This is a genomic window from Novosphingobium acidiphilum DSM 19966 (assembly GCF_000429005.1).
GTDB classification, from domain to species: Bacteria; Pseudomonadota; Alphaproteobacteria; order Sphingomonadales; family Sphingomonadaceae; genus Novosphingobium; species Novosphingobium acidiphilum.
Genome location: NZ_AUBA01000002.1, coordinates 55,381 through 81,304 on the forward strand (window position 1 = coordinate 55,381; position 25,924 = coordinate 81,304).

The window sequence follows — 25,924 nt, forward strand, 5'->3', positions numbered from 1 at the left end:
TCTATCGGCTTTGCGGCATCGGGCCAGAGCCCGTTTCGTCGATCGTGCGACCCTGCGCAAAGCGGGCCAGATCAAACGGAGCGGCGATCGGATGGCTTTCGCCGGTGGCCAGCAGGTGCGCGTAAAGCCGCCCCGAACCGGGCGTGGCCTTGAACCCGCCGTAGCACCAGCCACCGTTGATATAGAGCCCGTCGAGCGGCATTTCACCGATGATCGGCGATCCGTCAAAGCTCATGTCGGTAACCCCGGCCCAGCTGCGCACCATACGCAGCCGCGACAGCGCGGGCGCCAGCGCGATCGACTGGGCGATCGAATCTTCCAGCCGCATCGGCGCGCCGCGCTGGGCGTAGCTTGGAAAGAAATCGGGATCGCCGCCGCCGACCATGCCGCCCTTGTCGCTTTGCGAGAAATAGCAATGGAGCGTCTGCGACATCACGACGGTGTCGATCATCGGCTTGACCGGTTCGGTCACCCAGGCCTGCAAGGTGTGGCTTTCGATCGGCAGCTTGATCCCCGCCAGACCCGCGACGTGCCCGCTGTTGCCGGCAACGCAGATCGCGGTGCGCCCGGCGGCGATATCGCCGCGTGTGGTGCGCACCCCGGTCACCCGCCCGCCATCGCGCAGAAAACCGGTCACTTCACAATTTTCGATGATGTCGACGCCCAGGCTGTCGGCCGCGCGGGCAAAGCCCCAGGCCACGGCATCGTGCCGGGCAGTGCCGCCGCGCCGCTGGATCAGCCCGCCTTCGATGGGCCAGCGCGCGTCGCGGCCCATGTCGAGCAGCGGCACCAGTCGGGCCACCGCATCGCGGTCCATCAGTTCGGCATCGATGCCCATCGCGATCAGTGCATCACCGCGTTCGGCCAGTTTGACCATGTCGGCATCGCTGTGTCCGAGAAACAGCGCACCGCGCGGCGAAAACATCACGTTGTAGTTCAGGTCATCCGACAGGCCGTGCCACAGCTTGAGCGAGTAATCGAGCAGCCGCTGCAACTGCGGCTGGCGATAGTTCGACCGCACGATGGTGGTGTTGCGCCCGGTGTTGCCCCCGCCGATATAGCCCTTTTCAACGACGGCGACGCGCCGCACGCCGTGTTCCTTGGCCAGGTAATAGGCCGTGGCCAGACCATGGCCGCCGCCGCCGATCACGATGACATCATAAGGTCCGCCGGGCTCGGCCGCGCGCCAGGCGCGGCCCCAGTGACGATGCCCGGTGATCGCGCCGCGCAACAACGACAGCGCGGAATACCGACCTGCCCCCATGTCAGGCGCCGGCCAGCGGCAGCCAGCCCGCCGCAGCGCGCCAGTCGGGATCGATCCCGGCAAAGCGCGCCAGCGACAGCTTGGCAATATCGGCAAAGCTGCACGTGCCATCGACCACCAGATCGCGCACCGCATGGCCGGTGGCGGGCGACAGGCCAAAGCCGACGCCCGACATCGTGGCGATCACCAGATTGTCGATGCGGTCAAGGATAGGCCGGCCATCGGGGGTGTTTTCGACGATCCCGGCCCATGACCGGATGACATTGAGATGCGCAGCCCTGGGAAACATTTCCGCCACGCGCCGCGCCAGGCTGCGCGACAGCGGCGTGGTCGGACGCGCGCGCGGGCCCGATGCCATGGTTTCGATCCATTCGTGCGGACCGCCGCCGAATGCCAGATTTCCGCGCATCGTCTGACGACCGTACAGCCCGTTGCCGTCCACCCCGCCCAGCTGCATCAGCGGCGCAGGCTCGGTCACGATCATTTCCGCACGCCCCGCCATCAGCGGCACATCGATCCCGATCGGCGCCAGCAACCCGGCAATCTGCGGCCCTGCGGCCACGACCAGCGCGCCGCACGAAAAGCGACCTTGCGGCGTGGTGACCGCGGTCACCTGTCCGCCTGCGGTTTCGATACCTGTCACCGGGCAATGCTGGATAATCCGGCCGCCCAGATCCTGCAGCGCCCAGGCATAGGCCTGCACCGTGCGTTGCGGATTGGCATGTCCGCCAAAGCGCAAGTGGATCCCGCCCAGGCAATTGTCGCCGGTGATCGGCACCATTTCGCGCGCGGTATCGCCGTCGATCTTGTCAACCGGCCAGCCCATCGCGGTGCACATATCGCCGATATAGTTGTAATGGTCGAATTCGCGCTGCGTCACCGAAATGATGATGCGCTGGGCCTGGTGTTCGGTGGGATAGCCCAGCAGATCGTCCATCATCGGCCACAGCCGCTGTTCTTCGGCAAACAGCGGGCTTTGATAATGGCTTGCCCCGCCGCCGTTGCGGCTCGACGCTTCGGCGCCGATCACGCCCTTGTCGAGCACGAGCACCGATTTGCCGTCGCGCGCCAGCCACCATGCCGAAGACAGCCCGGTAACCCCCGCGCCGATCACGATGACGTCGTAATGCGCGCTTGCATGATGCGTTGTCACAGGTGCATGTTCCCGCCCAGTTCCGCCAGATGGCGCTGTTCCGCCTCGGTGCCGATGTCGCGATAGGGGATCCACTGCGTGTCGATCCCGAACCACACGTCCCAGCCTTCGTCCATTTTTGCCGCCTGATCCCAATCGGCCATCACGCCCAGCGGCAGCGGCCGTACCGGTACGCGCCAGTTGCCGCGCGGCGCGGACTTTGGCGGCAGATTGGCCGCCATCGCCAGCAGCAGCGAAATCTGTTCGCGGCAACGACGCCCCTGGCACAGGCCCATGCCGGCACGCGTCAGGCGCTTGACCTGTTCGGCATCGGGGGGCCCGTCTTCCAGCAGCGTGCCGAGCGAACGCGTGCCCATCGTGTCGGAACGCGACAGATACCGCGGGGGTTGCACCCCGATCAGATCAGCGCGGCTGACCTCTTCGCACTGGCACACCAGCGTCGTATCGGGGCTTGTCGCCACCAGCGCCCGCAGCCAGTCGGCGCGATAGGCCATCCGGTCAAAGCCCTCGTCCGCGGGCACGATCACGCTGTCGAGCCCCAGCGCCGCGGCAGCAACCGCGCGCCCTTGCGCAAGCGCATCGGCATACGACCCGTTCAGGCCGGCCGCGGCACCCGCCAGCCACACGCGGGGCAGCACTTCGCCCGCGCCGCCTGCGATCACCGCCCCGCCGCGCGTGGGTTCGGTCACGACCTGTCCGCCGCCGACTTCGGCCAGTTCGATCGCCGGCACCACGTCGATCGCCTGGATCACGGTGTCGCACGCGATCGTCTGTTCCGCGCCACCGGCGCCGCGCACGATCACGCGTTCGACACCGTTGATCCCGCCTTCGGCGCGGATCACCTGCTGCGATGTCATCACGGTCAGCCCGGCGGGCACCGCACCGGTGCCCTGCACCGCATCGCGCACTTCGATCACTGCTGCCACGTCGATCCCGTGGGTCTGTGCAAGGGCGGCGGTTTCCAGCGCCAGATCGCCCGATCCCAGAATGACCACGCGGTGCCCGGCAAACGCCTGATAACGCTGGACCAGCGTCTGGAACGCCAGCGCGCCCATCACGCCGGGCTGGTCCCATCCGGCAAAGGCCAGCGCGCAATCGCGCGCGCCGGTCGCCAGGATCAGCGTGCCAAAGCCTGCGGTTGACGAGGTCTGGCCATCCGACAGCCCCAGCATCGCTTCGGGCAGCGCAGCCGACCCGTCGCGGTTGCGCCACAGGCCCCAGGCCGTTGTGCCCAGCCGCACATCGATCCCGGCCTCGAAGGCTTCGGCAATCAGCGGCTCGGTCTCGACCAGCGTTTCGATCAGCCGTTCGGGCGCCTGCACCGCGGCGCTGGCGCGCCCGCCAAACCACAGCGGCACATCGCTGCCGACAAGCGCTGCGGCCACCGGGTTTTCGTCGATCAGCAGCACCTGGCGTCCGGCCCTGGCCGCTTCAAGCGCGGCACCCAGCCCGGCCGGCCCTGCGCCCACCACGATCACATCGTGCGTGGCATCGGGCGCGGCGATCTTGCCGTCGATCGCGTGGGGGTCGTGAATACGCGTCATACCTGCTCCAGCGCCTGGGCAAAGTCGCCGATCAGATCGTCGGGATGTTCGATCCCCACAGACAACCGGATCGTGCCCTCGGTGATGCCGCCTGCTGCCCGATCGGCGGCGGCGACGTTGTAATGGGTGGTAGTCGCCGAATGGCAGGCCAGCGTTTCCGACCCGCCCAGGCTGACCGCCAGTTTGACCAGCCGCAGATTGTCGAGCAGCGCAAACGCCTCGGCCTGCCCGCCGTGCAGGTGGAACGAAAAGGTCGATCCTGCGCCCTGGCACTGCCGGTCGAACACCGCGCGTTGGACCGAACCTTCGGGCAGGAAACCGAGATAGGTCACACCGGCGACTTTGGGATGATCGCGCAGGAACGCGGCGACCAGCGCGGCATTGGCCATCGCGCGTTCCGAACGCACCGCCACGCTTTCGAGCGAACGCAGCACCAGCCAGCAGGTGAACGGATCGCAATGGCTGCCCAGCATCGTGCGTGTCTGCAGCAGCGGTTCGATCAGATCCGCCCGCCCGCTGATCCCGCCCGACAGAAGATCGCTGTGCCCGCCGCAATACTTGGTCAGCGAGGTCATGTTGAGATCGACCCCGAGCGCAATCGGACGTTGTGCAAACGGCGCCAGAAACGTGTTGTCGCAAACCACCAGCGGGCGTTTGCCCGTGCGCGCGCCGATCTCGTCGGCAATCGCCACGACCAGCGCGATATCGGTGATCGCCGCAGTCGGGTTGGCCGGGGTTTCAATCACGATCAGCGAAAGCGGCCCTTGCGCCAGCGCCAGATCGGCGCGCGCGCGGATATGATCGCCATCGCAGCCATCGAACATCTGCACCACATGCACGCCGAAATGCGGCATCAGGTGGTTGTACAGCGCATCGGTCCCGCCATAGATCGGACGGCAATGCAGCACGCTGTCGCCAGGGCGCAGATACTGGAACGCAATCGCGCTCTGCGCCGCCATGCCCGACGCGAACACCGCCGCGCGTTCGGCACCGTCGATCGCCGCCAGACGCGTTTCCAGCATCGCCAGATTGGGATGCGACAGCCGCGAATAGATATAGGCAGGCTTGCCCGCCATCGGGCCGGTGCCGCGAAAATAGGCTTCGTGAATGTCACGCGCCTGCGCCGCGCTTTCATACACGAAGGTCGACGTCAGATAGACCGGCGGCTTGGCCGCGCCGCTGGCGCTGGCCGGATCATATCCGCTGGTTATCGCCAAAGTTTCAGGTCGATACTGCATCGCCGGGTCATGCGGCATGCACGCATTCCTTCGCAAGCTGCTCGTCCAGATATTCGCGCGCGCGATCGCAATACCAGTCGACAAACCGCAGCACGAGCGTTTCGGCCTCGGGCGAATAAGGGCCAGGCGTGTAGCCTGGGCTGTCGACACCGTTCTGGTTGTTTTCGGCCAGATCGCGGTCCTGCAGATTGGTGGTGTGCCACGGTTCGGCGATCGTGCTGCTGTCGTAATCGACGCCGTCGACTGCATCCTTGTGCATCAGCCACTTGGCCGTCACCAGCGTTTCCCGCGGGCCGCTGGGCATCGCGCTGAAACAGAACACCAGATCACCGGTGGCATGGGCAAAGTGATGCGGTTCCAGCGCCCAGCGCAGCGATCCGATGTCGCCATCGCCGATCGGGCACATCAGCTTTTTCGATGCGGGCGTGCCGTCCACCGTCATCGAAATCATGCCGGGATTGAGCGGAAAGCGCACTGCCTGCCACCAGCCTTCACCGACCGGCCCCTTGGGCAGGCCGATTTCGTCCATGCGCGCATCGAACCGCGCGGCGTGATCGGCCCCGCCGAAATCGAAATAGGCGCTCATGTCGGCGGGAAAGGTCTTGGCCAGTTCGGGATGCGAACCCTGGCAGTGATAGCATTCGCGCCCGTTTTCGAGCACGAGCTTCCAGTTGGCCTGTTCGACCAGCACTTCGCTGTGCACGACTTTGGCATTTTCCAGATCGTGCGGCCCGAGCACCGCCTCCATATCGGCGCGAAAGCGCTCGAAAGGCAGCGGCGTCTCCGACAGGCAGATATAGATCACGCCCGCCACCACTTCGGTATGCACCGGGCGCAGTCCGTGGTCGCTGGTGTCAAAATCGTCGGGCATGCGCGCCGCGTTCATCAGGCTGCCGTCAAGATTGTAGGTCCAGCGGTGATACGGGCACACGATGCGGGGGCTTCGGCCCTGCCCTTCCTTGCACAGCACCGCGCCGCGATGGCGGCACGAATTGTGAAATCCGCGGACCACGCCGTCGCGCCCGCGCACGATCAGGATCGGCCAGGGCCCGACCTTGATCGAGCTGTAGCTGCCCGGCGTGGGCAGTTCGCACGAAAACCCGGCCATCAGCCAGGTGCGGCCAAACGCTGCGTGCAGGTCGAATTCGAACATCGCCGGATCGTTGTACAGCTCCTGCGGCAGGCTGTGGCCCGGCCGGCGGCTGTCGAATGCCGCCTTGATCTGTGCAAGATCCACGTGTCGTATCCCCTTTGGCGCGTCGCAAAATCGATTCGGTTCGCACTGAAACCGGCTTTCCCCGGCCTGTGCGATCACACCGTGCTGATCGCACAGCGCCATGCACCGCAGCGAATCCCATTATGTCATGGCCACATTCGATTTTTTGCGTGGGGATAGGGGCCGACACGGGGCGATTTCGTGTTCGCGCCATGATATTGACCTTGATCATTGACAGCACGGGCGCAAGGCCCGGCGCGGGTCAGGCACAACAGGAGGCAGGGCGATCGCCAGCAATCACCAGATCAACCGGCGATGGCTGCCTTTGAACGCGTTGCGCGCGTTTGAAGCGGTTGGAAGGCACCTGAGCTTTACCGCCGGCGCCCAGGCGCTGACCGTTTCGCAAAGCGCGATGAGCCGCCATGTGTCGAGCCTGGAAGACCTGATCGGCAAACCGCTGTTTGAACGTTCGGCCAGCGGGCTGCGGCTGACCCCGGCGGGCGAAGTGCTGTTGCCGGTGGTGGCCAAATGCCTCGACCGGCTGGAAGAAACGATCAACACCGTGCGCAATCGCGACAGCGAAAGCCGTCCGTTGCGGCTGCACATTCCGCCATCGCTGCTGTACCAGACCGCGCTGCCGCTGCTCCACGGGTTTCGCCAGGAACATCCCGAAATCCGCATCGATGTCACCACGTCGAACGTGACCGGCACGCCGCAGGCGAATGTCGATATGGCGATCGTGTTCGACCGGCCCAATGTCGACGACCGCGTGACCGATCTGCTGTGGATGGTGCGCGTGGCCCCGCTGTGTTCGCCCGCCACCCGCGACCGGCACCAGGGCAAGACGCTCGAAGCGTTCCTGTCCGAAACCGAACTGTTGCACGTAAAGCTCGACAACGAGCCGCGCGGGCTGTTGTGGAGCACTTATGCCGATCAGCAACGGCTGAATCTGGATACCGGTGGGGGGCTGGCATTCGACACCGCGTTTTCGGCCGTACGCTATGCCATGTCGGCCACCGGCGTGGTGCTGGCCGATATCGACATGTTTGCCGATGAAATCGCCGCAGGCAATCTGGTCATGCCGTTCGATTGCATTGGCGCCGACGGCTATGCCTATTACCTGAAAACGCACGCCGAAGATCTGTCGGACCCGACGATCTTTCTGCTGCGCGACTGGATCATCCGCCATTTTGCCAAGGGCAACCCGGGCGGCGACGGGCAAAGGATTGCACCGGGCGGCTGATCACTTGCCGATCGGCACCCCGATGATGAATTTGACGATCACGCTGTCCTTGGCCGTGCCATAGCCTTTGCCAATGCCCGCATTCAGGTCCCAGCGGCCCAGCCTGGTGTCGAGCGCCAGAAACGTCGAATGCTCGCTTGCAGAAACGTTGGCGAAACTGCGCAAGGCGCCGATGCCGTTGTAGCTTTCGATGCCGAAGGTCGTTTCCCTGGCCAGCTTATAGGCCGCTTTGGTCGCCAGTTGCACGCTGGCCGGGGTTTTGGCGGGCCCTGACAGCGCAAAATCGATATTGGTGTTGGTGCCGATAATCCAGTGATCGCCTTCCCATCCGGCAATCAGCTTGACCTCATTGTTCCACGCGTTCTGGTCAAGGCGGTAATCGACCCGCCCGACTTCATAATTGATGCCGTAATAAAAACCGCGCCCGGGATGGCGGGCCAGCCATTTGACCCGCAGTTTCCAGCCATCGACGCGGAACCGGCCGTTTGCATCGATGGTGGTCAGCGGAAGATAGGCGCCGAGTTCAAAATGGTCGTCCAGGCTGTAGGAAAATTCAGGCGTCACGCGCACGCGGTGCAGGCTTGACTGGCCGCCCGGATAGTCGGGGGTGCCCTTGCCCGAGGCAACATCGTTGACATGCAGATCCAGCCCCGGCTGTCCCGGCGCATTGATCTCGTTCATGTAGACCTGGATTTCCTCGTCGGCAGCGCGTGCATGACCGCCCGCGATCAATGCCGGCAAAGCGGCGCAACCGGCAATCGATCGCAGCAACACGATGGTGCAACGCATCACGCATTTCCCGACGCCAGCCGGGCAGCCTTTGCCCGGATCCATGCGCGCCCTGCCGACCCCCTGCCGCAATCGTGCCCCATGCACAACTGTGCCAAGGGGCCAATCCGGCCCATCTGCCCTATCCGGCGTGCGGAGCCAGACGCACGCCGTCAAACCCGGCAAACACCGCCAACACCGCCAACCCCAAGGCAAGGGCCGCGATGATCAGCGCCATGCGCACATACCTGGTCTTCATTGCCCCGCCCCCAAAGCGTCAGCGCCGCGACAGCGTGCGCGAAACCGCATCCTGCCACCGCGCGACCAGCGCATCGCGATGCGCTGCGCCCATGCCGGGCACAAACCGCGCGCCGCGTTGCCAGGTGGCCGACAGCGCGTCGAGCCCGCTCCACAGGCCCACCGCCAGCCCGGCATGGAATGCCGCGCCCAGCGCAGTCGTTTCCAGATGATCGGGGCGTTCCACCGGGGTATCGAGCAGATCGGCCAGGAACTGGCACAACCAGTCATTTGCCGCCATGCCGCCATCGACGCGCAGCGCCGCCGGCCAGACCGCCCCGTCCGCGGCCATCGTCACGGCAAGGTCGCGCGTCTGAAATCCCACCGCCTCAAGTGCTGCGCGCGCCAGATGCGCCTGCGTCGTGCCCAGCGTCAGACCATAGATCGCGCCGCGTGCATCAGGATCCCAATGCGGCGCGCCAAGCCCGGCAAAGGCGGGCACCATCGTCACGCCATGGGCATCGTCGACCTGGGTTGCCATGTCCTGCGTCTGGCTGGCATGGGTTATCACGCCCAGTCCGTCGCGCAGCCATTTGATCGCGGCGCCGGCGGCAAAGATCGATCCTTCCAGGGCATAGGTCATCTGCCCGTTAAGGCGGTAGGCCGGGGTGGTCAGCAAACCGCCATGCGACGGCAGCGCCTGATCGCCGGTGTTGATCAGCATGAAGCAGCCGGTGCCATACGTCGATTTGACTTCGCCGGGCTGAAAACAGACCTGGCCGAACAAGGCTGCCTGCTGGTCGCCCGCCATCCCGGCAATCGGGATCGGCGCGTCGAACAGCCCCGGCGCGGTGGTGCCGAACAGCCGGCTGTTGTCGTGCACTTCGGGCAGGATCGCCATCGGCACGCGCAACAGACGGCACAAGTCTTCGTCCCATTGCTGGCGATGGATATCGTAGATCAGCGTGCGCCCGGCATTGGTAACGTCGGTTGCGTGCACCGCGCCGCCGGTCAGGCGCCACAACAGAAAGCTGTCGATCGTGCCAAACGCCAGTTCACCGCGTTCGGCGCGCGCACGCGCGCCGGGCACATGGTCGAGGATCCAGGCAATCTTGGTGCCCGAAAAATAGGGGTCGAGCACCAGCCCGGTGCGCGCGCGCACCATCGCCTCAGCGCCATCGGCCTTGAGCTGGTGACAGGTTTCGGTGGTGCGGCGGTCCTGCCACACGATTGCACGGTGGATCGCCTGGCCCGTGGCGCGGTCCCAGATCACGGTGGTTTCGCGCTGGTTGGTAATGCCGATGGCAGCAATGCCCGCGGCCGACAGGCCCGCCTCGGCAATCGCCTGCCGGGCGGTGGCCAGGGTGTCGCGCCAGATGTCTTCGGGATCGTGTTCCACCCATCCGGCTGCGGGATAGTGTTGCGTGAATTCGGCCTGGGCGGTCGCCACCGGGCGCGCATGGCTGTCGAACACGATCGCCCGGGTCGATGTCGTGCCCTGGTCGATTGCCAGGATATGCTGCGCCTTGGTCATGATGTTCGCCCTCTCGCCTTTTCGTTTGATGTTCGTTATAGCGTGTTTTGGTTCGTTTCAAATTCGTTTTCGCATTCCCATGCGCGGATCGACCCTCGCGCGGAGCATTCCACCATGACCGGTCCAGAGCAAGCCCCCGATCACACGACAGAGTCCGAAACCGTCGATCTGCTGATCGTGGGTGGCGGGATCAATGGCGCAGGCATCGCGCGCGATGCGGCAGGGCGCGGGCTGTCGGTCCTGCTGGTCGAGGCAGAGGATCTGGCGCAGCACACATCGTCGGCTTCGACCAAGCTGATCCACGGCGGGCTGCGCTATCTCGAATATGGTGAATTCCGCCTGGTGCGCGAGGCGCTGATCGAACGCGAACGGCTGTGGGGCATGGCCCCGCACATCATCTGGCCGCTGCGCTTTGTCCTGCCGCAACTGCATTCGCCGCGCCCGGCGTGGATGGTGCGGCTGGGTCTGTGGCTTTACGATCATCTGGGCGGGCGCAAGAAACTGCCGGCAACGCAGACGATCGATCTGGCCCGTGCGCCCCAGGGCGAAGGTCTGAACCCCGGCGCGCGCAAGGCTTTTGTCTATTCGGACTGCTGGGTCGAAGACAGCCGGCTGGTCGTGCTCAATGCGATGGACGCGGCCAGTCGTGGCAGCACCGTGCTGACACGGACACGGCTGGTTGCCGCCCGGCGCGAAGGCCCGACATGGACGGCGACGCTGGCCGGTTCTTCGGGCACCCGCACCGTGCGCGCTCGCGCGCTGGTCAATGCCGCCGGGCCCTGGGTTGAAGACGTGATCCAGCGCACGCGCGATCCCGCACGCGCGTCGAACCAGCGCGACCGTGGCGTGCGCCTGATCAAGGGCAGCCATATCGTCCTGCCCCGGCTCTATCCCGGCGATCATGCGTTCCTGTTGCAGAACCCCGATCGCCGCGTGGTTTTTGCCATTCCCTACGAAGGGGAATTCACACTGATCGGCACCACCGACGAGGCATGGACCGGCCCGCCCGGACCGGCGACGATTTCACCGCACGAAACCGAATATCTGCTCGACACGGTGCGGCGCTATTTTGCCAGGACCGTCGGCATCGATGATGTGCGTTGGACCTATTCGGGCATCCGCCCGCTGTATGACGATCATGCCGCCAATGCTTCTGCTGTCACGCGTGACTATGTGCTCGATCTTGACGCAGCACACGGCGAGGCCCCGATGCTGAGCGTGTTCGGCGGCAAGATCACCACGTTTCGCAAACTGGCCGAACATGCGCTGGAAAAGCTTGCCCCCCATTTCCCGATGGCGGGGCCTGCCTGGACCGCGGGAGCGGGTTTGCCCGGCGGAGATTTGCCGAACGGCGATTTCGATGCCTTTGTGGCCGACCTGTGCGGTGAACACCCCGCCCTGCCCCGTACTCTGATCCGTCGTCTGGCACGCGCCTATGGCACGCGCGCCGAACTGGTGCTGGCAGGTGCGCGCGACGCGGCGGATCTTGGCCGCGATTTCGGTTCGGGGCTGACCGAGGCGGAACTGAGGTATCTGGCGCGCCACGAATGGGCGAAAAGCGGCGCCGACGTGCTGTGGCGGCGCAGCAAGATGGGGCTGCACACGCTGCCGCAGGCAGAGGCGCAGATCGATGCGTTCTATGCCGGCCTGGGGCATGCCTGAACCCGGCGGCAGCGCCGGGCGGCGCCGGGCGATCCTGGCGGCGGTGCGCCGTGCGGGCGAAGCCAACGTGGCGGTGCTGGCGCGTGAATTTGCCGTCACGCCACAGACGATCCGTCGCGATCTCAACCACCTGGCCGATCGGGCCCTGATTGCGCGGGTCCACGGCGGCGCGGCGCTGGGATCGGGCATTGCCAATGCCCGGTATGAAGAACGGCGCGGCCATGCCGCATCGGCCAAGGCGCGGATCGGTGCGGCCGCGGCAGCACTCGTACCCGAAGGCGCATCGCTGTTCATCAACATCGGCACCACGACCGAGGCGGTGGCACGCCACCTGGTGCATCATGCCAAGCTGATGGTGGTCAGCAACAATCTGAATGTCGTCGATATCCTGTCGGGCCGTGAAGGTCTGTCGGTGATCGCGGTTGGCGGACAGGTGCGCGCGGGCGATCGCGCGGTGATCGGCGCGCTGGCCGACCAGTTCATCGACAATTTTCGCGTCGATCTGGCGCTGATCGGCACCTCAGGGCTGAGCGAGGCGGGCGATCTGGTCGATTTCGACGCCGACGAAGTGCTGGTCGCACGCCGCATCATCCGCCAGGCGCGCACCGTGGTGCTGGTTGCCGACAGCAGCAAGATCGGGCGGCCGGCACCGATCCGCATTGCCGGGATCGATGCGGTTGACCATCTGGTTACCGATCGTCTGACCAGCCCGGAATTGCGCGCGGTGCTTCAGGCCAGTGGTGTCCGGCTGACCGAAACCGGATGACGCGCGCATCTGCCGATCGCCCCCTTGACCGCATGGCGCGTTGCGCGTCTGTTGCGCGCCACTGAACCTTGCGCGAGAATGCCATGACCCCCAGCTGGACCCCCGCCGCCGACAGCGGCATCACGATCGAAACGGTGGTTGCGGCCGGGCTGCCGTTCGAAGTGGCAACGGCCGGCAGCGGCGATCATCTGGCGCTGTGCCTGCACGGTTTTCCCGAACTGCATTATTCCTGGCGGCACCAGATCCCGTTGCTCGTCGCCAAAGGCTATCGCGTGTGGGCGCCCAATTTGCGCGGGTATGGCGCATCGTATCGCCCGGCGCACGTCGCCGATTACCGCGTGTCGTTTCTTCTGCAGGATATTGCCGCACTGATCGTGGCCAGCGGCGCGCGCCGGGTAACGCTGATCGGGCATGACTGGGGTGGCGCGCTGGCGTGGTATTTTGCGATCCAGCGCATCAGGCCGATCGAACGGCTGGTGGTGATGAACCTGCCGCACCCCAAATGCCTGAACGAAGCGCTGAAGCATTGGCCGCAACGCCGCCGCAGCTGGTACATGGCGTTTTTCCAGCTGCCGTGGCTGCCCGAACGCAGCCTGCTGCGCAATCGAGCGGCCGGGCTGCGCCGCGCGTTCAGGGGCATGGCGGTCGACAAAAGCCGATTTCCCGACGCGGTGCTCGATGTCTATGCGCATGCCGCAGCCCAGCCCGGGGCCATGACGGCCATGATCAACTGGTATCGTGCCGCGTATCGCTTTCGCGGCGATATGGCGGTGGGCAATGGCCGGGTCGATGTGCCGACCTTGCAGATCTGGGGAGAGGCCGACACCGCGCTGGGCCTGGAAACGCTCGACGGCACCGACCGCTATGTGCCCGACCTGACCCAGCGCCGCCTGCCCGGCGTTTCGCACTGGGTGCAACAGGAAGCACCCGAAGCGGTGAACGCAATCCTGGACGAATGGTTACCCGACGTGTGATGCCGCGCGCCTGCGCCCGGCGCGATAGATGGCAGCACCTGCCCCCAGCAGCACCAGCGTCAGCCCGATGATCTTGGCCAGCGCCAGCGGCTTGTTCGCTTCGTCTGCCGCGGGCAAGACCGCCAGCACCAGCGCCACCAGCGTGGTGCCAAGCCCGATCAGCGCCAGCATGGTCGAAACCGGCCGCCCGCCCGGCAGCCGCGACACGTCGGGCGCGTGCGCGCGCGCATCGCTGTTGACGCGCAGAACCGCCAGAAACACCCCCGCAAACGGCAGAAATGCCGCGATGATGCCCATGCTGACCAGCACCTCATAGGCGCCCTGCACGCCGGTGCCCGCCTGCCCCAGCACGCAGAACACCGCGCCAAGCCCGCCTTGCAGCAACAACGCCACCCACGGTGTGCCCCAGCGCGGATGCACGCGCGCGAACACCGGGGGCAGCATATGGTCGATCCCCACTGCAAACGGCAGCCGCGCGCATCCCGACAAATAACCGCTGGCCGCCCCCAGATTGCCCACCGTAATCAGCAGCGCGATCGGCCACGCCAGCCAGCCGATCCCCAGATGCGCCGACGCAATCGATCCGGCCTGGACCAGCCCCTGCAACGGATTGACCGAGCCTGCGGGCATCACCACCAGCACCGCGATCGTGCCCAGCAGATACACCGGCAGCACCACCATGCCCGCCAGAGGCAGCGCGCGCGGGATGGTGCGGCGCGGATCGCGGATCTCGCCACTCATGAAACTGGCCGCCTCGGGACCCGACAGCGCAAAGGCCAGGCTCGACAGGATGATCACATGGCCAAGGTCGAACGCCGGGCGCGCCGAGGCGGCGTCAAACCGCGTGACACTGCCGAACCGCCACCAGCAGACGCCTGCCAGCCCGACCACGATCAGCGTGGGCAGCCACATCCCGACCGCACCGGTGCCGTGAAGCCATCGGGCCCATTTCAGCCCGGCAATGTTGATTGCGGTAATAGCCCCCAGCGCGATCAGCGCAAACGACATGAACCAGGCGGTGCTGCCCGCCCATGCCTGCATCCGCGCGCCGCCCAGAAACAGCGCGTTGCCGGCATCGAAATAGAAAACCGAGGGAAAATACGGCAGGTTGGATGTCCAGTAGCTCCACCCCGCCATGAACCCTGCAAACGGCCCGAAGGTCTCGCGGATCCAGACGTAAAGCCCGCCTTCCTGCGGATAGCGCGACGACAGTTCGATCACCGCCGCGACCAGCGGGATGTAAAAACCGGCAAACGCCATCGCCCAGTACCACAGCGCCTGCGGGCCCAATGTGGCCGCAGACGCGATCCAGCGCAGCGAAATCCCGGTCACCATGTAAAACAGCGCCAAATCAGCCACCCCCATCACGCGGGGTGGCCGGCTTTGTGCGCCGGTCATGACCGCCATCGCGTCAGGCGATCACTTGCCGAACCACATGCGCCGGAACTGCGGCTGATGATCGAGTAACTGGTGTTTGAGCGCGCCGGCAATATGCAGCGCAACCAGCCCGGCCAGCAGCCAGCTTGAATATTGATGCACGGCAAACAGTTTTTCGTGCCACCAATCCTTGCCCGCATCATTCAGGCCGCCAAACAGCGGCATCCGGAACCACGGGATCACCCCAAACAGCACCAGCGGATGCGTTGGCGCGCCCTTCCAGGCCGAATCGTGCAACCATCCGGCCAGCGGAACGATTGCCATCAACAGATACAGCAGGTGATGCGCGCTGACCGACAGCTTGCGCTCCCACACTTTCAGTCCGGGCAACGGCTTGGGGCCGGGATGCCCGATTTTCCAGAGTATGCGCAAAACCACCAGGCCGATGACCGTAATGCCGATGGATTTGTGCAGATCGATCGCCGGCCGGGGCGTATTGTCATCGAAGACGACCAGCGCTTCGAACAGATTGTAGATGATACCGACAGCCACCAGCCAATGCAGGGCGACGGCAACCGCAGTATAACGCTGGGCCAATGGACTTTGGGGCATCTTGGACAATCTCCGCCAAAAACAGTGTCAGCCACCATCGAAACCTGCCATGGCGCGCCTGCGTGAAAGCTCAGGTTCATCCCGGATCGGACAGGTAGGCACACATGAGCATTCTTGACCCCGGCTTTCAAGCGCTCTCTCCGCGCCTTTCTCCACGTCCAGTGCCGTGGGTGGGCGCGCTGCTCGGCTGGGCCGGCCCCGCGCTGCTGGTGATCCTGCTGTGGCAAAGCGTCATGCGGTCAAGCCTGCTTGGCTGGTCGGTGGGCCTTGCCTATATCGGGTATGACACGTTTCTGCTGTTGTTTACCGCGGTGCAATTGTGGCCGCTGCGCCATGCCATGCGTGCCACCCCGCCGCCGTCGGCAGACATGCCGCGCGCGCGGCTTGGCGCGATCGTCGCCGCACACAACGAAGCGCAATCGCTGCGCATCACCATCGACACTCTGGCCGCGCAAGACCAGGCGCCCGATCTGATCGTGCTGGCCGACGACGGTTCAACCGATGACAGCGCGCAAGTGCTGCGCGACGCCTATGGCCTGGAGCCACCTGCGCCCGGGCAGATGAGCGCGTCTTCGCCGGTGCTGCCGTCGTTGCGCTGGTTGCGCCTGCCGCATGGTGGCAAGGCACGCGCGCTCAACACTGCGATCCCGCTGCTCGATACCGAACTGTTGCTGACGGTCGATGCCGACACGCTGCTGGCGCCGGGCGCGCTGGCCGCGATGCGCGATGCCTTTGCCGCCGAACCGCAGCTGGTGGCTGCGACCGGGGTGCTGGTGCCGATCTGCGGCACCCGGCCGACCGAGCGCCTGTTCCAGTGGTTTCAGCGTTATGAATATGTGCGCAATTTTCTGTCGCGCTTTGCCTGGATGCAACAGGACGGCCTGCTGCTGATTTCGGGTGCCTTTGCCGGGTTCCGGCGCCAGGCGGTGATCACCGTCGGCGGATTTGATGCCGATTGCATGGTCGAAGATTACGAACTGATCCACCGCATGCACCGCCATGCGCACGAAACCGGACAGGACTGGCGCGTGCGCGTGATCGGCCGGGCAATTGCCAGCACCGATGCCCCGGCCAGCCCGATGGCGTTCATGCGGCAACGGCGGCGCTGGTTTGGCGGGTTTCTGCAGACCCAGCACTGGAACCGCGACATGGTCGGCAATCCTGCGTTCGGTACGCTGGGCACGCGGATGCTGGTGGTCAAGGCGCTGGATACCGCACAGCCGATCTTTGGCCTGGTCGCGTTCGGTATTCTGGTGTCGCTGCTGGTGCGCGGGGCCCTGCCGCTGGCCGGTGCGATTGTCGTCGTGATGCTGGCCAAAGTGGTGATCGACCTGACCTTTCACCTGTGGTCGATCGCGCTGTATCGCCGCTGGACCGGGCAATCCGACGGACTGGGTATCGGCCGCGCGCTGATCGCATCGTTCTTCGAACCGTTCACGTTCCAGTTGCTGCGCCATGCCGGGGCCTGCTGGGGCTGGATCGCATTCCTGTCGGGGGGCGGCAGCTGGGGCAAGCAAAGCCGGACGGCACTGGCGGGTTCGGCGATCACACTGCCCGGTGGCGTGCGCACCCCCGAAACGGTCTGAGCCGTACGCCGTTCGCCCCCTTTCGCGGGGGCGCCGATACGCTAGATTGCGCGCCATGGCCTGCCGTCATCGCCCGTTTGTCCACCTGCGCCGCACCCTGCTGATCGGTGCAACCGCGCTGTTTGCCACGACCGCACTGATGCGCGCCGAGGCCGCGCCGAAAAACGCGCCTGCGTGGGATGCCGCGGGCGCCGCGCGCTATCTCGACGCACGGCTCGACTGGTGGCGGCACTGGCCCAAGGCGCAGCGCGATCATGATACCGTGTGCATTTCGTGCCACACCGCGCTGCCGCATGTGCTGGCCCGCCCCGGCTTGCGCGGCGGCCTGCCGGGCGCGCAGCGCAGCCCGGCCGAACTGGCGATGTTCGACGACGTGACCAAGCGGGTGTACCTGTGGCACGAAATCGATCCCTTTTATACCGATCAGAAGAACGGCATGCCCAAATCGGGCGAATCGCGCGGCGTCGAATCGGTTTTGAACGCCCTGTTCCTGGCCACGCGCGACACCGAACGCGGCGCGTGGGGTACCGATACGCGGCAGGCTTTTGCCCAGATGTGGGCGATGCAGATCCAGACCGGAGAGATGAAGGGCGGGTTTCCCTGGCTGAATTTTCACCTGGAACCCTGGGAATCGCCGTCTGCCACCTATTGGGGCGCCACGCTGTCGGCGCTGGCTGTGGCGCGCGCGCCCGCCAATTATGCCGCCGACCCCGCAATTGCACCCCAGATCGAAGCGCTGCGCGCCTATCTGCGCGGCGGCCTGACCGGCCAGTCGCTCTATACCCGTACGCTGATCCTGATTGCCGACAGCGAACTGCACAGCATTGCCACCCCCGACCAGCGCGCGGCGATCGTGGCCGAACTTGCCGCCGGGCAAGCGGCCGACGGCGGCTGGAGCCTGCCGGCACTTGCCCCGTGGAAACGGCTCGACAAGACCGATCTGCCCGCCACCAGCGATGGCTATGCCACCGCGATCGCCGCCTTTGCCTTGCGCGAGGCCGCCCTGCCGCAAAGTGCCACGCCTCTTGCCCGCGCAAAAACCTGGCTGATCGCGCATCAGGACAAGGCAACCGGCGCCATCCCGGCGCGATCGATCAACAAGGACCGCCAGGCGGGCACAGATGCCTATCCGTTCATGTCCGACCACGCCACGGGCATAACCGCCTTGGTGCTGCGCCCCTGACCGTTACGGCCCAAAAACCGAACCATTTTGGCGCGTACACTTGCAATCGCCGCAATTTGGTTTCCGTTTTGGCCAGCAATGCGCATGTTTGGACAACGGGCAAACACACGTGGGGGCGATTCGTATGATCTATGGCGGGTTCTGGGTCCGGTTTGTGGCCTATCTGATTGATGCGATCATCATTGGCATTGCGTCAACGATCATCCGGCTGGCCGTTTCGCTTGTCCTGGGCACAGGCCTCAGCATCCTGACCGGCGGCGGAAGCATCGTGATCCTGGTGATCAGCACGCTGATTTCCTTCGTGGCCGGCTGGCTTTATCACGCGGTCATGGAATCCTCGGACAAGCAGGCGACCTTTGGCAAGCAGGCCATGGGTCTGATCGTGATGGACACCAACGGCTATCGCATCAGCTTTGGCCGGGCGACCGGGCGCTATTTCGCCAAGATCCTGTCGGGCGTGATCCTTTATATCGGCTTTGTGATGATCGCCTTTACCGACCGCAAGCAGGGCCTGCACGACATGATCGCCGATACGCTGGTGGTCAAAGGCGATCGCGGGGCGCTGCGTTATGGCGAAACGTTCGGCTGATCGCATGCGCGACTGGCTGGCGCGCAATCATCGCACGATCGTTGGCAACAGTCGCTGGACCATCATGGCCTGCGGCCTGGCGCTGATGGCGCTCGACGCGTTGCCGCGCGATCCGATCGGTCATGCCTTGGCCATGATCGGCGTGATGGCGGTGGCGGTGGTGTTTGCGCTGTGGGCCATCGTGGTGGGGGTGGCAGTGATCCGCCCGCGCACATTCGATCAAAGGCCGCACCGCCATCCCGATCAATCGTAGGCCGGTTCCCACATCTGCGCCGCGATGGCATCGCGGGTCAGGGCATCGGCCTCGACACCTGCCACGCCTTCGTCCAGCGCCTGTTGCGCCACCGCGATCGCAATGCGCAGCGCCACCTCGCGCAAGCCGGTGATCGGCGGCAACAGGCCCGCGCCACCATCGCCAATCTCGGCGCTCAGTTCGCCCAGCCGCCGCGCTGCGGCCATGAACATGCCATCGGTCACCACGCTGGCCTTGGCCGCCAGCGCCCCAAGCCCGACACCGGGGAAAATATAGACATTGTTGACCTGGGTCACGCCCGGCGTGCCGAACGGGCTGCCGGTGCCGACGATCGCGCGGCCATCGCTCCAGCGCAGGATGTCGGCGGGCGTTGCCTCGGCGCGGGACACCGGGTTGGACAAGGGAAAGATCACCGGGCGTTCGACCAGGCTGGCCATCAGGCGCACGGTGCCTTCGTTGAACGCGTCCTTTTGCCCAGACGCGCCGATCAGCACATGCGGCCGCACCTGGGCGATGGTCTGTTCCAGTCCGATCCGGCCATTGCCGATGCGCGGCCAACCGGCCACATCGGCCGGATCGCGCGCCAGCGCCACCTGTTGCGGGCCAAGATCGGGCATGTTGGACACGATCAGCCCGTCGCGATCGATCGCCCAGATCGCGCCGCGCGCCGCAGCCTCGTCCACGCCTTCGGCCATGAACGCCTTGACCAGCATTTCGGCAATCCCGCTGCCCGCTGCGCCCACGCCATACAACAGCACACGTTGCGCCGCCAAAGGCACCCCTGTGGTACGCACCGCAGCCAGCATCGTGCCGACCGCGGTGGCTGCCGTGCCCTGGATATCGTCGTTGAATGTCAGCAACCGATCGCGATAGCGGTGCAGCAGGTCATAGGCGTTCTTGCCGGCAAAATCTTCCCACTGCAGCAGCACATTGGGCCAGCGTTCGTCGACCGCGCTGACGAATTCCTCGACAAAGGCGTCATAGTCGGCACCGCGAACGCGCGGCGAATGCCACCCGATGTACAAGGGATCGTCCAGCCGTTTGGGATTGTCGGTGCCGCAATCGAGCAGGATCGGCAGCACTTCGGCAGGGTGGAACCCCGCGCAGGCCGTATAGAGCGCCAGCTTGCCGATCGGGATGCCCATGCCGCCCGCGCCCTGATCGCCCAGCCCAAGGATGCGTTCGCCATCCGACACCACGATCACTTTCACCCGATCGAATGCCGGATCGGCCAGGATTTCGCGAATGCGGTGGCGATTGGGCCAGGTCAGGAAAAGACCACGCGGCCGGCGGAAAATCTGGCTGAAACGTTCGCACCCTTCGCCCACCGTGGGCGTATAGACCAGCGGCAGCATGCGCGGCAGATCGCTTTGCACCACCGCGTGAAACAGCACCTCGTTGGTGTCCTGCAATTCGCGCAGGAACGCATAGCGATGAAAATCCGAATCCATCCCTTCAAGCATCTGGCAGCGCCGCTCGATCTGGTCGGCCAGCGTGAACACGTGGCTGGGCAACAGTCCGTGCAGACCATAGGCGTCGCGCTCTTCCAGTGTAAAAGCCGTGCCGCGGTTGGTCAGCGGATCGTTGAGCAGCGCACGCGCGGCTGCATAGTCTGTCGTCATCGAAGGCTCCTGGTCGGCACGGTAGCGCCGTCGCTATGCGCTGACCGCGGCATAGGCAAGTCGGATCAATCGCGCACCCCCGACCTTGGGAAATCAGGCATGCCGACAGTCTTGCGGCGCTGCGGGGGCGCAGGCGCCGGTGCTTTCATCCGGCTGTGCCACGGGGTTTCCAGGCGCGGCACGCCTTCGATGCGGAAACCCGTCGCCTTGTGACAGCGTTCGCACACCGGGCCCAGCGTGTTGTTGTGAACGTCGTCGCGTTTGTGGCAATCGATACAGCGCGCGCCCACTTTCACTTTGTCCACCGATTGCGGATGGCATGCCACGCAAGCGACCCGGGTGTGATACCCGATCAGCGCAAAGCCGGTCCTGGCGTGATCGAACTTGTCCACTTTCCAGGTTGACTGGCTGTGGCAGCTTTCGCATTTCGGGCCGTCGGCACCTTTGTGCACGTCGTCTTTCACATGGCAGCCAAGACAGGCCACCGGCGCGCGTGACGGGCGCGCCGCAATCGCGTGGCACGCGACGCACGCGAGCGGGCGATGCGCGCCGCGCAACGGAAAGGCGCGGACCTGTTCGTGATCGAAACGGATCGTGCGCCAATCGGTGGTCAGATGGCAATCGGCACATTTCGGGCCATCGGCCCCGCGATGCACATCTTTGCGCAAATGGCACGACACGCATGCGGTCGAAACGCCGTGCCACTGTTCGCCCACATGGCAGCCAAGGCAGGCCGTCGTGCGATGCGCGCCCGTCAGCGGATAGCGCGTGTGGTCATGATCGAACGGCAATACTTCGCGCCAGCGCGCGGTGGTGTGGCACGATTGGCATTGCGGACCCAGCCGGCCGCGATGCACATCCTGCCGGGTGTGGCACGCGGCGCACGCCTGCGGGGTTTCGCGAAACAGCGTCATGCCGCGATGGCAGGCAACGCATTGCGTGCGGCGGTGCCCGCCGGTCAGGCGATACGCGCTTTGGCTGTCATGATGGAATGTCTTTGCATCAAGCTGCGCCAATGGATGCGCGGTGCCCTGGTGTTCGACATGGCAGGTGCGGCAGGCCTGGGTGCGCGCCTGGGTCACCAGGCCATGAAACCGGGTCTGCGTGGCACGATCGCGCGCGATCCCGGTGTGGCACGCCAGGCACTGCGCGGGCTGCGCCTGGCGTTGAAACGACAGGTGGCATGCGCTGCAGCGCCCCTCGAACCGGGCATGCGCGGGCGACAGTGGCCCGGGGCTGACCAGCCGCTCGATCGGGGTTTCGGCGCGCAACGCGCCGATCCCCCCCAGCAGGACCATGGCCACGATCAGCAACAGGCGCGACAGCCCGCGCATCAGTAGGCGTGTGCCATATAGACGTGCAGGATCACCGCCAGCATCATGACGACAAACAGCGGCAGGTGCAGATAATGCCAGCCTTCGGCCAGCGCGAGGGCCGGCGTGTTGCCGCTGCGTCGAGCCAGCGGCAACGCATACCGCGCCAGCAACCCGCTCAACACCACCAGCCCCATCGCCACCAGCGCAAAGCTGCTGTTGATCGAGCCCCAGGCAAACCGCGCATGAAGGACCACCAGCACCGGCCCGAACAACCCGAGCAGCACATGCGCGTTGTACCAACCCGCCACCGATCCGCGCCCCGCCGCCACCCGTTTGCGCCACGAAAAGCCCGCCACCGCCGCCATCATCAGCGCGCCGGTCAATCCCAGCCACCACCCCGGCCAGCCATGCGGATCAAGCAAGGGATCGGCGCGCGCGCGCCAGCCCCACACCAGCACGCCCAAAACCACCGACGCCACGCCCAGATCGATCGACGCAACGCACATGGTCGGGCGCGTGGTCGCACGATCGATCGGTTGCATTGCGCCGTCCATAACCCCTTTGCGAATCCGCCCTTTGTGATGACCCCATGCTGTGATGCCAGAATTTGCTGGAATTCGCGGCACAAATGTCGCTGTGTGTGCAAACAAAGCCCGATGATTGCCTCCACCGCCCTGATCCCGGTCTATGCCGTGCCGATTGCCCTGACGATGGCCGGGTGGGCATGGCACCACGCCGCGCGCACACGGCGCAACCGCGCGCTGTTGATGCAGAACCGCGCAACCGGCCTGTCCGAACCGCCCGGACTGCACCCCCTGATCGATCCGGCGCGCTGCATCGGCTGCGGCGCCTGCGTGCGCGCCTGCCCCGAACACGATGTGCTGGGGCTGATCGGGCGCACCGCCACCTTGATCGAACCGTGGGCCTGTGTCGGCCACGGCGTGTGCCGCGATGCCTGCCCGACCGGGGCAATCAAGCTGGTGTTCGGCACGCCATCGCGCGGGATCGAGGTGCCGGTGCTGGGTGCCGGCGGCGAAACCAGCGTGCCCGGCATCCACATCGCCGGCGAACTGGGCGGACTGGGCCTGATCCGCAATGCGATCAACCAGGGGCGCGATACGATCGATCATATTGCGCGCGTACTGCGCAGCGAAATCGCACCCGACGACCCCGATCGGCTTGATCTGGTGATTGTCGGCTGCGGCCCGGCCGGACTGGCCGCGGCGCTGGGCGCGATGGAGCGGTCGTTGCGCTTTGTCGCGATCGACCAGGCCAGCCTGGGCGGTTCGGTGGCGCACTATCCGCGCGGCAAGCTGGTGATGACAGCACCTGCGCATCTGCCGCTGATCGGCGAAGTGCGATTGGGCGCGGTATCCAAAGAACGCCTGCTCGCGTTCTGGCAGGATGTGCTGGTGCGCACCGGGCTTGCCCCCCGGTTCGAGGAACGCGTGAATGCGGTTACCCCCGACGCGGGCGGCTTTGTCGTCCAGACCGACAAGGATCGCTATCGCGCGCGGCGCGTGGTGCTGGCGATGGGGCGTGGCGGCACACCACGCAGACTGGGTGTGCCGGGCGAGGATCTGGCCAAAGTGGTCTATCGCCTGACCGAGCCTGGCCAATATGCCGGGCACCGCGTGATGGTCGTGGGCGGCGGCGATACGGCGCTGGAGGCCGCGATTGCGCTGACCGAAGTGCCCGATACCGTGGTGACCCTGGTGCACCGCGGCAGCGCATTTTCGCGCGCGCGCCCCGCCAACCGCGATGCGGCCGAGGCGCTGGGCCGGTCTGGCGCGATCACCATCCACCGCGCATCGCGCCCCGTTGCGATTTCCAGGACCGACGTGACAGTCGACGGTCTGCACGGCACGATCACGCTGCCCAACGACACGGTGATCATCTGTGCCGGGGGCACCCTGCCGCGTGAATGGCTGGCCCGGATCGGCATTGCGGTGCAAACCCACCACGGCGTGCCGGTAACCACGCTATAAGCCCAGGCGGGGCGGGTGCCGGTTGGCCACACCCCCGGGCACGGCGGACGGTCAAGACGCGCGACGGCAAGGCTCAGGCGTCAATGTCCTGCGGGTGCGTACCGGTTTCGGGCAGCGCGCGGTAGGCAAAGTCGCGAAACCGCACGCGCCCCGGGCCGGTGGCAAACAGGCCCGGGCGCAAACTGGCAAGGTCGTCGATCGTGTTGACATGATAGCCCGAGGTTTCGCTGCGGACCGTGTGCCGCGTCCAGCTGCGGCCGTCGGCGCTGTAGTAGAACGTCACGAGAGTGCGCCGGTTGACGATGCGCAGGTGGATCGTGCGCAATGGCGGCGCGGGTTCCTGCCAATAGCTCGCCTTGCCGCCACGCCAGGTGGTCATGTGTGTGCCGTCATGGCCCATACCCAGAAACAGGCGATCGTTGTAGAACAGCAGCAGTCCGCCCTGGCTTTCCCCGAGCAATTCCATGCACACCGATATCTGATACGCGGGATCGCCGACCATCTGGGTCAGCGGCGAGCTGTCTGCCGGGCTGGTGCCTTTGCCTGCAAGCACGAGGCCCTCGGGACCAAATTCGGCCCGATGCGCCTCGGTCGGGTCCGCTGCATAAAACGACCAGCGTTCACCCAGCGTGTTGCGCACAAAGCTGTCCGATCGCGCAATGCCGTCGGCTCCACCCGGCTGCCCGGTGGGCATTGGCAAGGGCCGCGACAGATCGCCACCGAGCGCCACGGGCCAGCCATCGGCGCTCCAGGGCATCGGCTCGAGCAGGGTTTGGCGGCCAAGCGTGCGCAGGCCGTTCTCGTAACCGTGATAGACCAGGTACCAATGGCCGCCCGGTCCTTCGACCGCGGTCGCATGTCCGCGCGACCACCATGGCTCGGCGGCACTGGCGGTATGGACGATCGGATTGTTCGGGGCATTTTCCCACGGTCCGGCGATGCTGCGCGATCGCGCGGCAATGACCATGTGGCCGGTGGGCGGCCCCGCGGTGCCCCCCACCGCGCTGATCAGGTAAAACCAGCCGTTGCGGCGCAGCAGCTTGGGCCCTTCCAGCGCATAGGCCTCGGTCACCCAGGTATCGGGGTAATGCCAGCCGTCGTAGGCGTGCTCGATCGCGCCGTTTGTAGCCAGTCCGTCACCGCTCAGCCTTATCCGGCTGACCCCCGACAGAAACAGGTAACGATGCCCGTCCTCACCCACAATGTGACAGGGATCGATATATCCGGAAATGCCAAGGTCGATCGGATCGCTCCACGGACCGGTGATGCTCGGCGCATGGATGACATGGATGTTTGCCCAGCTTTTGAGCCCGCGCGACCACGGCGCGCGCATGAACGGAATATAGATGTAATACCGACCGTCATGTTTGGCCAGGTCGCAGGCGAACACGGTGCCGAGCGGCGTGTCGAGCGCGGGACCGACCGGCGTCCAGTTGACCAGGTCGACCGATTGCCAGATCATCAGGCCCGGCGCCGCATCGAAAGAGGAATGGGTCATATACCAGCGATCGCCATCGCGCAGGATGGTTGGATCGGGATGGTCGCCGGCCATGACCGGATTGCGATAGAAACCGGTGCCCAGGTCCGCCTTGCGCTGGCCCTCGATTCCCACACCCCAGCCCGCAGCCGGCAACGCCGCACCGCCTCCCGCGCCCTGCGCCTGCGTCGGCGCCCCGCCCAGCAGCGACCACGCCGATCCGGTCAGGGCACCCTTCAATGCGTCTCGGCGCGTGGTCACCATGGCCTCCGGTTCTCGCCAGCGTGGCGTTGCAAGTCGCTGTCAGGCTCGCCCCGCCAGC

The 25,924-nt window shown here is 65.7% G+C and carries 22 protein-coding genes; 9 read left to right on the top strand and 13 right to left on the bottom strand.

The window, feature by feature from the left end; genetic code table 11:
* Window position 1: 1 nt before the first annotated feature.
* The 5 genes from G404_RS0101760 to G404_RS0101780 are packed head-to-tail and all read right to left on the bottom strand — an operon-like array spanning window position 2 to window position 6,436.
* Window positions 2-1,264 carry a sarcosine oxidase subunit beta family protein gene (locus tag G404_RS0101760; RefSeq protein WP_028639561.1) on the bottom strand — a complete coding sequence of 421 codons (1,263 nt, stop codon included), beginning with the start codon at window positions 1,262-1,264 and terminating at the stop codon, window positions 2-4.
* Window position 1,265: 1 nt separating this feature from the next.
* A complete protein-coding gene (locus G404_RS0101765) occupies window positions 1,266-2,417 on the bottom strand; it encodes an NAD(P)/FAD-dependent oxidoreductase (RefSeq protein ID WP_028639562.1) in 1,152 nt (383 codons plus the stop codon).
* Window positions 2,414-3,961 (bottom strand): FAD-dependent oxidoreductase, encoded by a 1,548-nt coding sequence (locus G404_RS0101770; RefSeq protein ID WP_028639563.1) that lies wholly within the window; start codon window positions 3,959-3,961, stop codon window positions 2,414-2,416. The genes G404_RS0101765 and G404_RS0101770 overlap by 4 nt, the downstream gene beginning before the upstream one ends.
* The gene (locus G404_RS0101775) at window positions 3,958-5,217 is read right to left on the bottom strand and encodes an aminotransferase class I/II-fold pyridoxal phosphate-dependent enzyme (RefSeq protein WP_028639564.1); all 1,260 of its coding nucleotides are present in this window, start codon (window positions 5,215-5,217) and stop codon (window positions 3,958-3,960) included. The genes G404_RS0101770 and G404_RS0101775 overlap by 4 nt, the downstream gene beginning before the upstream one ends.
* Window positions 5,207-6,436, bottom strand: coding sequence for an aromatic ring-hydroxylating oxygenase subunit alpha (locus tag G404_RS0101780; protein WP_028639565.1), 1,230 nt, complete (start codon window positions 6,434-6,436; stop codon window positions 5,207-5,209). Before G404_RS0101780 ends, G404_RS0101775 begins: the two co-directional genes overlap by 11 nt.
* A 304-nt stretch (window positions 6,437-6,740) precedes the next feature.
* Here G404_RS0101780 and G404_RS17720 point away from each other — a divergent pair, with 304 nt between their 5' ends.
* Entirely contained in the window at window positions 6,741-7,658 is a 918-nt protein-coding gene (locus G404_RS17720; RefSeq protein WP_036520010.1) for a LysR family transcriptional regulator, read from the top strand.
* On the opposite strand, the gene G404_RS0101790 is transcribed toward G404_RS17720, so the two are convergent.
* Both G404_RS0101790 and glpK read right to left on the bottom strand, forming a co-directional pair.
* Window positions 7,659-8,447 (bottom strand): hypothetical protein, encoded by a 789-nt coding sequence (locus G404_RS0101790; RefSeq protein WP_245584343.1) that lies wholly within the window; start codon window positions 8,445-8,447, stop codon window positions 7,659-7,661.
* A gap of 256 nt (window positions 8,448-8,703) precedes the next feature.
* Complete coding sequence (glpK, locus tag G404_RS0101800; protein WP_028639567.1) at window positions 8,704-10,197, bottom strand: glycerol kinase GlpK; 1,494 nt, start codon at window positions 10,195-10,197, stop codon at window positions 8,704-8,706.
* Window positions 10,198-10,311: 114 nt separating this feature from the next.
* Between glpK and G404_RS0101805 the strand changes: the two genes are divergently transcribed.
* The 3 genes from G404_RS0101805 to G404_RS0101815 all read left to right on the top strand — a co-directional run bounded on the left by G404_RS0101805 (window position 10,312) and on the right by G404_RS0101815 (window position 13,599).
* A complete protein-coding gene (locus G404_RS0101805; protein ID WP_051280054.1) occupies window positions 10,312-11,859 on the top strand; it encodes a glycerol-3-phosphate dehydrogenase in 1,548 nt (515 codons plus the stop codon).
* A complete protein-coding gene (locus G404_RS0101810) occupies window positions 11,852-12,625 on the top strand; it encodes a DeoR/GlpR family DNA-binding transcription regulator (RefSeq protein ID WP_028639569.1) in 774 nt (257 codons plus the stop codon). The genes G404_RS0101805 and G404_RS0101810 overlap by 8 nt, the downstream gene beginning before the upstream one ends.
* Before the next feature lie 83 nt (window positions 12,626-12,708).
* A complete protein-coding gene (locus G404_RS0101815; RefSeq protein ID WP_051280031.1) occupies window positions 12,709-13,599 on the top strand; it encodes an alpha/beta fold hydrolase in 891 nt (296 codons plus the stop codon).
* Here the strand turns inward: G404_RS0101815 and G404_RS0101820 are convergent.
* The gene (locus tag G404_RS0101820) at window positions 13,585-15,006 is read right to left on the bottom strand and encodes an APC family permease (RefSeq protein ID WP_028639571.1); all 1,422 of its coding nucleotides are present in this window, start codon (window positions 15,004-15,006) and stop codon (window positions 13,585-13,587) included. The two genes, G404_RS0101815 and G404_RS0101820, sit on opposite strands and share 15 nt — an antisense overlap.
* 12 nt (window positions 15,007-15,018) lie before the next feature.
* Window positions 15,019-15,573 carry a cytochrome b gene (locus G404_RS0101825; protein ID WP_245584344.1) on the bottom strand — a complete coding sequence of 185 codons (555 nt, stop codon included), beginning with the start codon at window positions 15,571-15,573 and terminating at the stop codon, window positions 15,019-15,021.
* Between the two features lie 119 nt (window positions 15,574-15,692).
* Here G404_RS0101825 and G404_RS0101830 point away from each other — a divergent pair, with 119 nt between their 5' ends.
* The 4 genes from G404_RS0101830 (at window position 15,693) to G404_RS0101845 (ending at window position 19,199) form a co-directional block, all read left to right on the top strand.
* On the top strand, window positions 15,693-17,174 hold the full coding sequence (locus G404_RS0101830) for a glycosyltransferase family 2 protein (RefSeq protein WP_028639573.1): 1,482 nt from the start codon (window positions 15,693-15,695) through the stop codon (window positions 17,172-17,174).
* Between the two features lie 55 nt (window positions 17,175-17,229).
* Window positions 17,230-18,357 carry a hypothetical protein gene (locus G404_RS20810; RefSeq protein WP_245584345.1) on the top strand — a complete coding sequence of 376 codons (1,128 nt, stop codon included), beginning with the start codon at window positions 17,230-17,232 and terminating at the stop codon, window positions 18,355-18,357.
* A gap of 109 nt (window positions 18,358-18,466) precedes the next feature.
* Entirely contained in the window at window positions 18,467-18,946 is a 480-nt protein-coding gene (locus G404_RS0101840) for an RDD family protein (RefSeq protein ID WP_245584346.1), read from the top strand.
* 4 nt (window positions 18,947-18,950) lie between these two features.
* A complete protein-coding gene (locus G404_RS0101845) occupies window positions 18,951-19,199 on the top strand; it encodes a hypothetical protein (RefSeq protein ID WP_028639576.1) in 249 nt (82 codons plus the stop codon).
* Here the strand turns inward: G404_RS0101845 and G404_RS17725 are convergent.
* The 3 genes from G404_RS17725 to G404_RS17730 form a co-directional block, all read right to left on the bottom strand.
* Window positions 19,190-20,821, bottom strand: a complete 1,632-nt coding sequence (locus G404_RS17725) for an NAD-dependent malic enzyme (RefSeq protein ID WP_036520013.1) — start codon at window positions 20,819-20,821, stop codon at window positions 19,190-19,192. The genes G404_RS0101845 and G404_RS17725 overlap by 10 nt on opposite strands.
* A 65-nt stretch (window positions 20,822-20,886) precedes the next feature.
* On the bottom strand, window positions 20,887-22,155 hold the full coding sequence (locus G404_RS0101855) for a cytochrome c family protein (protein WP_028639577.1): 1,269 nt from the start codon (window positions 22,153-22,155) through the stop codon (window positions 20,887-20,889).
* On the bottom strand, window positions 22,155-22,679 hold the full coding sequence (locus G404_RS17730) for a pyridine nucleotide-disulfide oxidoreductase (protein ID WP_156906156.1): 525 nt from the start codon (window positions 22,677-22,679) through the stop codon (window positions 22,155-22,157). The genes G404_RS0101855 and G404_RS17730 overlap by 1 nt, the downstream gene beginning before the upstream one ends.
* A 114-nt stretch (window positions 22,680-22,793) precedes the next feature.
* Here G404_RS17730 and G404_RS0101865 point away from each other — a divergent pair, with 114 nt between their 5' ends.
* On the top strand, window positions 22,794-24,125 hold the full coding sequence (locus G404_RS0101865; RefSeq protein ID WP_028639578.1) for an NAD(P)-binding domain-containing protein: 1,332 nt from the start codon (window positions 22,794-22,796) through the stop codon (window positions 24,123-24,125).
* A 73-nt stretch (window positions 24,126-24,198) separates the two neighbouring features.
* Here the strand turns inward: G404_RS0101865 and G404_RS0101870 are convergent, their stop codons facing one another.
* Window positions 24,199-25,866 carry a family 43 glycosylhydrolase gene (locus G404_RS0101870; protein WP_051280033.1) on the bottom strand — a complete coding sequence of 556 codons (1,668 nt, stop codon included), beginning with the start codon at window positions 25,864-25,866 and terminating at the stop codon, window positions 24,199-24,201.
* Between the last annotated feature and the right edge of the window lie 58 nt (window positions 25,867-25,924).

What these genes read in the sequence shown, in the direction of transcription:
- G404_RS0101760 (WP_028639561.1), bottom strand. Translation starts at nt 1,264, where the DNA reads ATGGGGGCAGGTCGGTATTCCGCGCTGTCGTTGTTGCGCGGCGCGATC.
- G404_RS0101770 (WP_028639563.1), bottom strand. Translation starts at nt 3,961, where the DNA reads ATGACGCGTATTCACGACCCCCACGCGATCGACGGCAAGATCGCCGCG.
- G404_RS0101775 (WP_028639564.1), bottom strand. Translation starts at nt 5,217, where the DNA reads ATGCCGCATGACCCGGCGATGCAGTATCGACCTGAAACTTTGGCGATA.
- G404_RS0101790 (WP_245584343.1), bottom strand. Translation starts at nt 8,447, where the DNA reads ATGCGTTGCACCATCGTGTTGCTGCGATCGATTGCCGGTTGCGCCGCT.
- glpK (WP_028639567.1), bottom strand. Translation starts at nt 10,197, where the DNA reads ATGACCAAGGCGCAGCATATCCTGGCAATCGACCAGGGCACGACATCG.
- G404_RS0101805 (WP_051280054.1), top strand. Translation starts at nt 10,312, where the DNA reads ATGACCGGTCCAGAGCAAGCCCCCGATCACACGACAGAGTCCGAAACC.
- G404_RS0101810 (WP_028639569.1), top strand. Translation starts at nt 11,852, where the DNA reads ATGCCTGAACCCGGCGGCAGCGCCGGGCGGCGCCGGGCGATCCTGGCG.
- G404_RS0101815 (WP_051280031.1), top strand. Translation starts at nt 12,709, where the DNA reads ATGACCCCCAGCTGGACCCCCGCCGCCGACAGCGGCATCACGATCGAA.
- G404_RS0101820 (WP_028639571.1), bottom strand. Translation starts at nt 15,006, where the DNA reads ATGGCGGTCATGACCGGCGCACAAAGCCGGCCACCCCGCGTGATGGGG.
- G404_RS0101830 (WP_028639573.1), top strand. Translation starts at nt 15,693, where the DNA reads ATGAGCATTCTTGACCCCGGCTTTCAAGCGCTCTCTCCGCGCCTTTCT.
- G404_RS20810 (WP_245584345.1), top strand. Translation starts at nt 17,230, where the DNA reads ATGGCCTGCCGTCATCGCCCGTTTGTCCACCTGCGCCGCACCCTGCTG.
- G404_RS0101845 (WP_028639576.1), top strand. Translation starts at nt 18,951, where the DNA reads ATGCGCGACTGGCTGGCGCGCAATCATCGCACGATCGTTGGCAACAGT.
- G404_RS17725 (WP_036520013.1), bottom strand. Translation starts at nt 20,821, where the DNA reads ATGACGACAGACTATGCAGCCGCGCGTGCGCTGCTCAACGATCCGCTG.
- G404_RS0101855 (WP_028639577.1), bottom strand. Translation starts at nt 22,155, where the DNA reads ATGCGCGGGCTGTCGCGCCTGTTGCTGATCGTGGCCATGGTCCTGCTG.
- G404_RS17730 (WP_156906156.1), bottom strand. Translation starts at nt 22,679, where the DNA reads ATGCAACCGATCGATCGTGCGACCACGCGCCCGACCATGTGCGTTGCG.
- G404_RS0101865 (WP_028639578.1), top strand. Translation starts at nt 22,794, where the DNA reads ATGATTGCCTCCACCGCCCTGATCCCGGTCTATGCCGTGCCGATTGCC.
- G404_RS0101870 (WP_051280033.1), bottom strand. Translation starts at nt 25,866, where the DNA reads ATGGTGACCACGCGCCGAGACGCATTGAAGGGTGCCCTGACCGGATCG.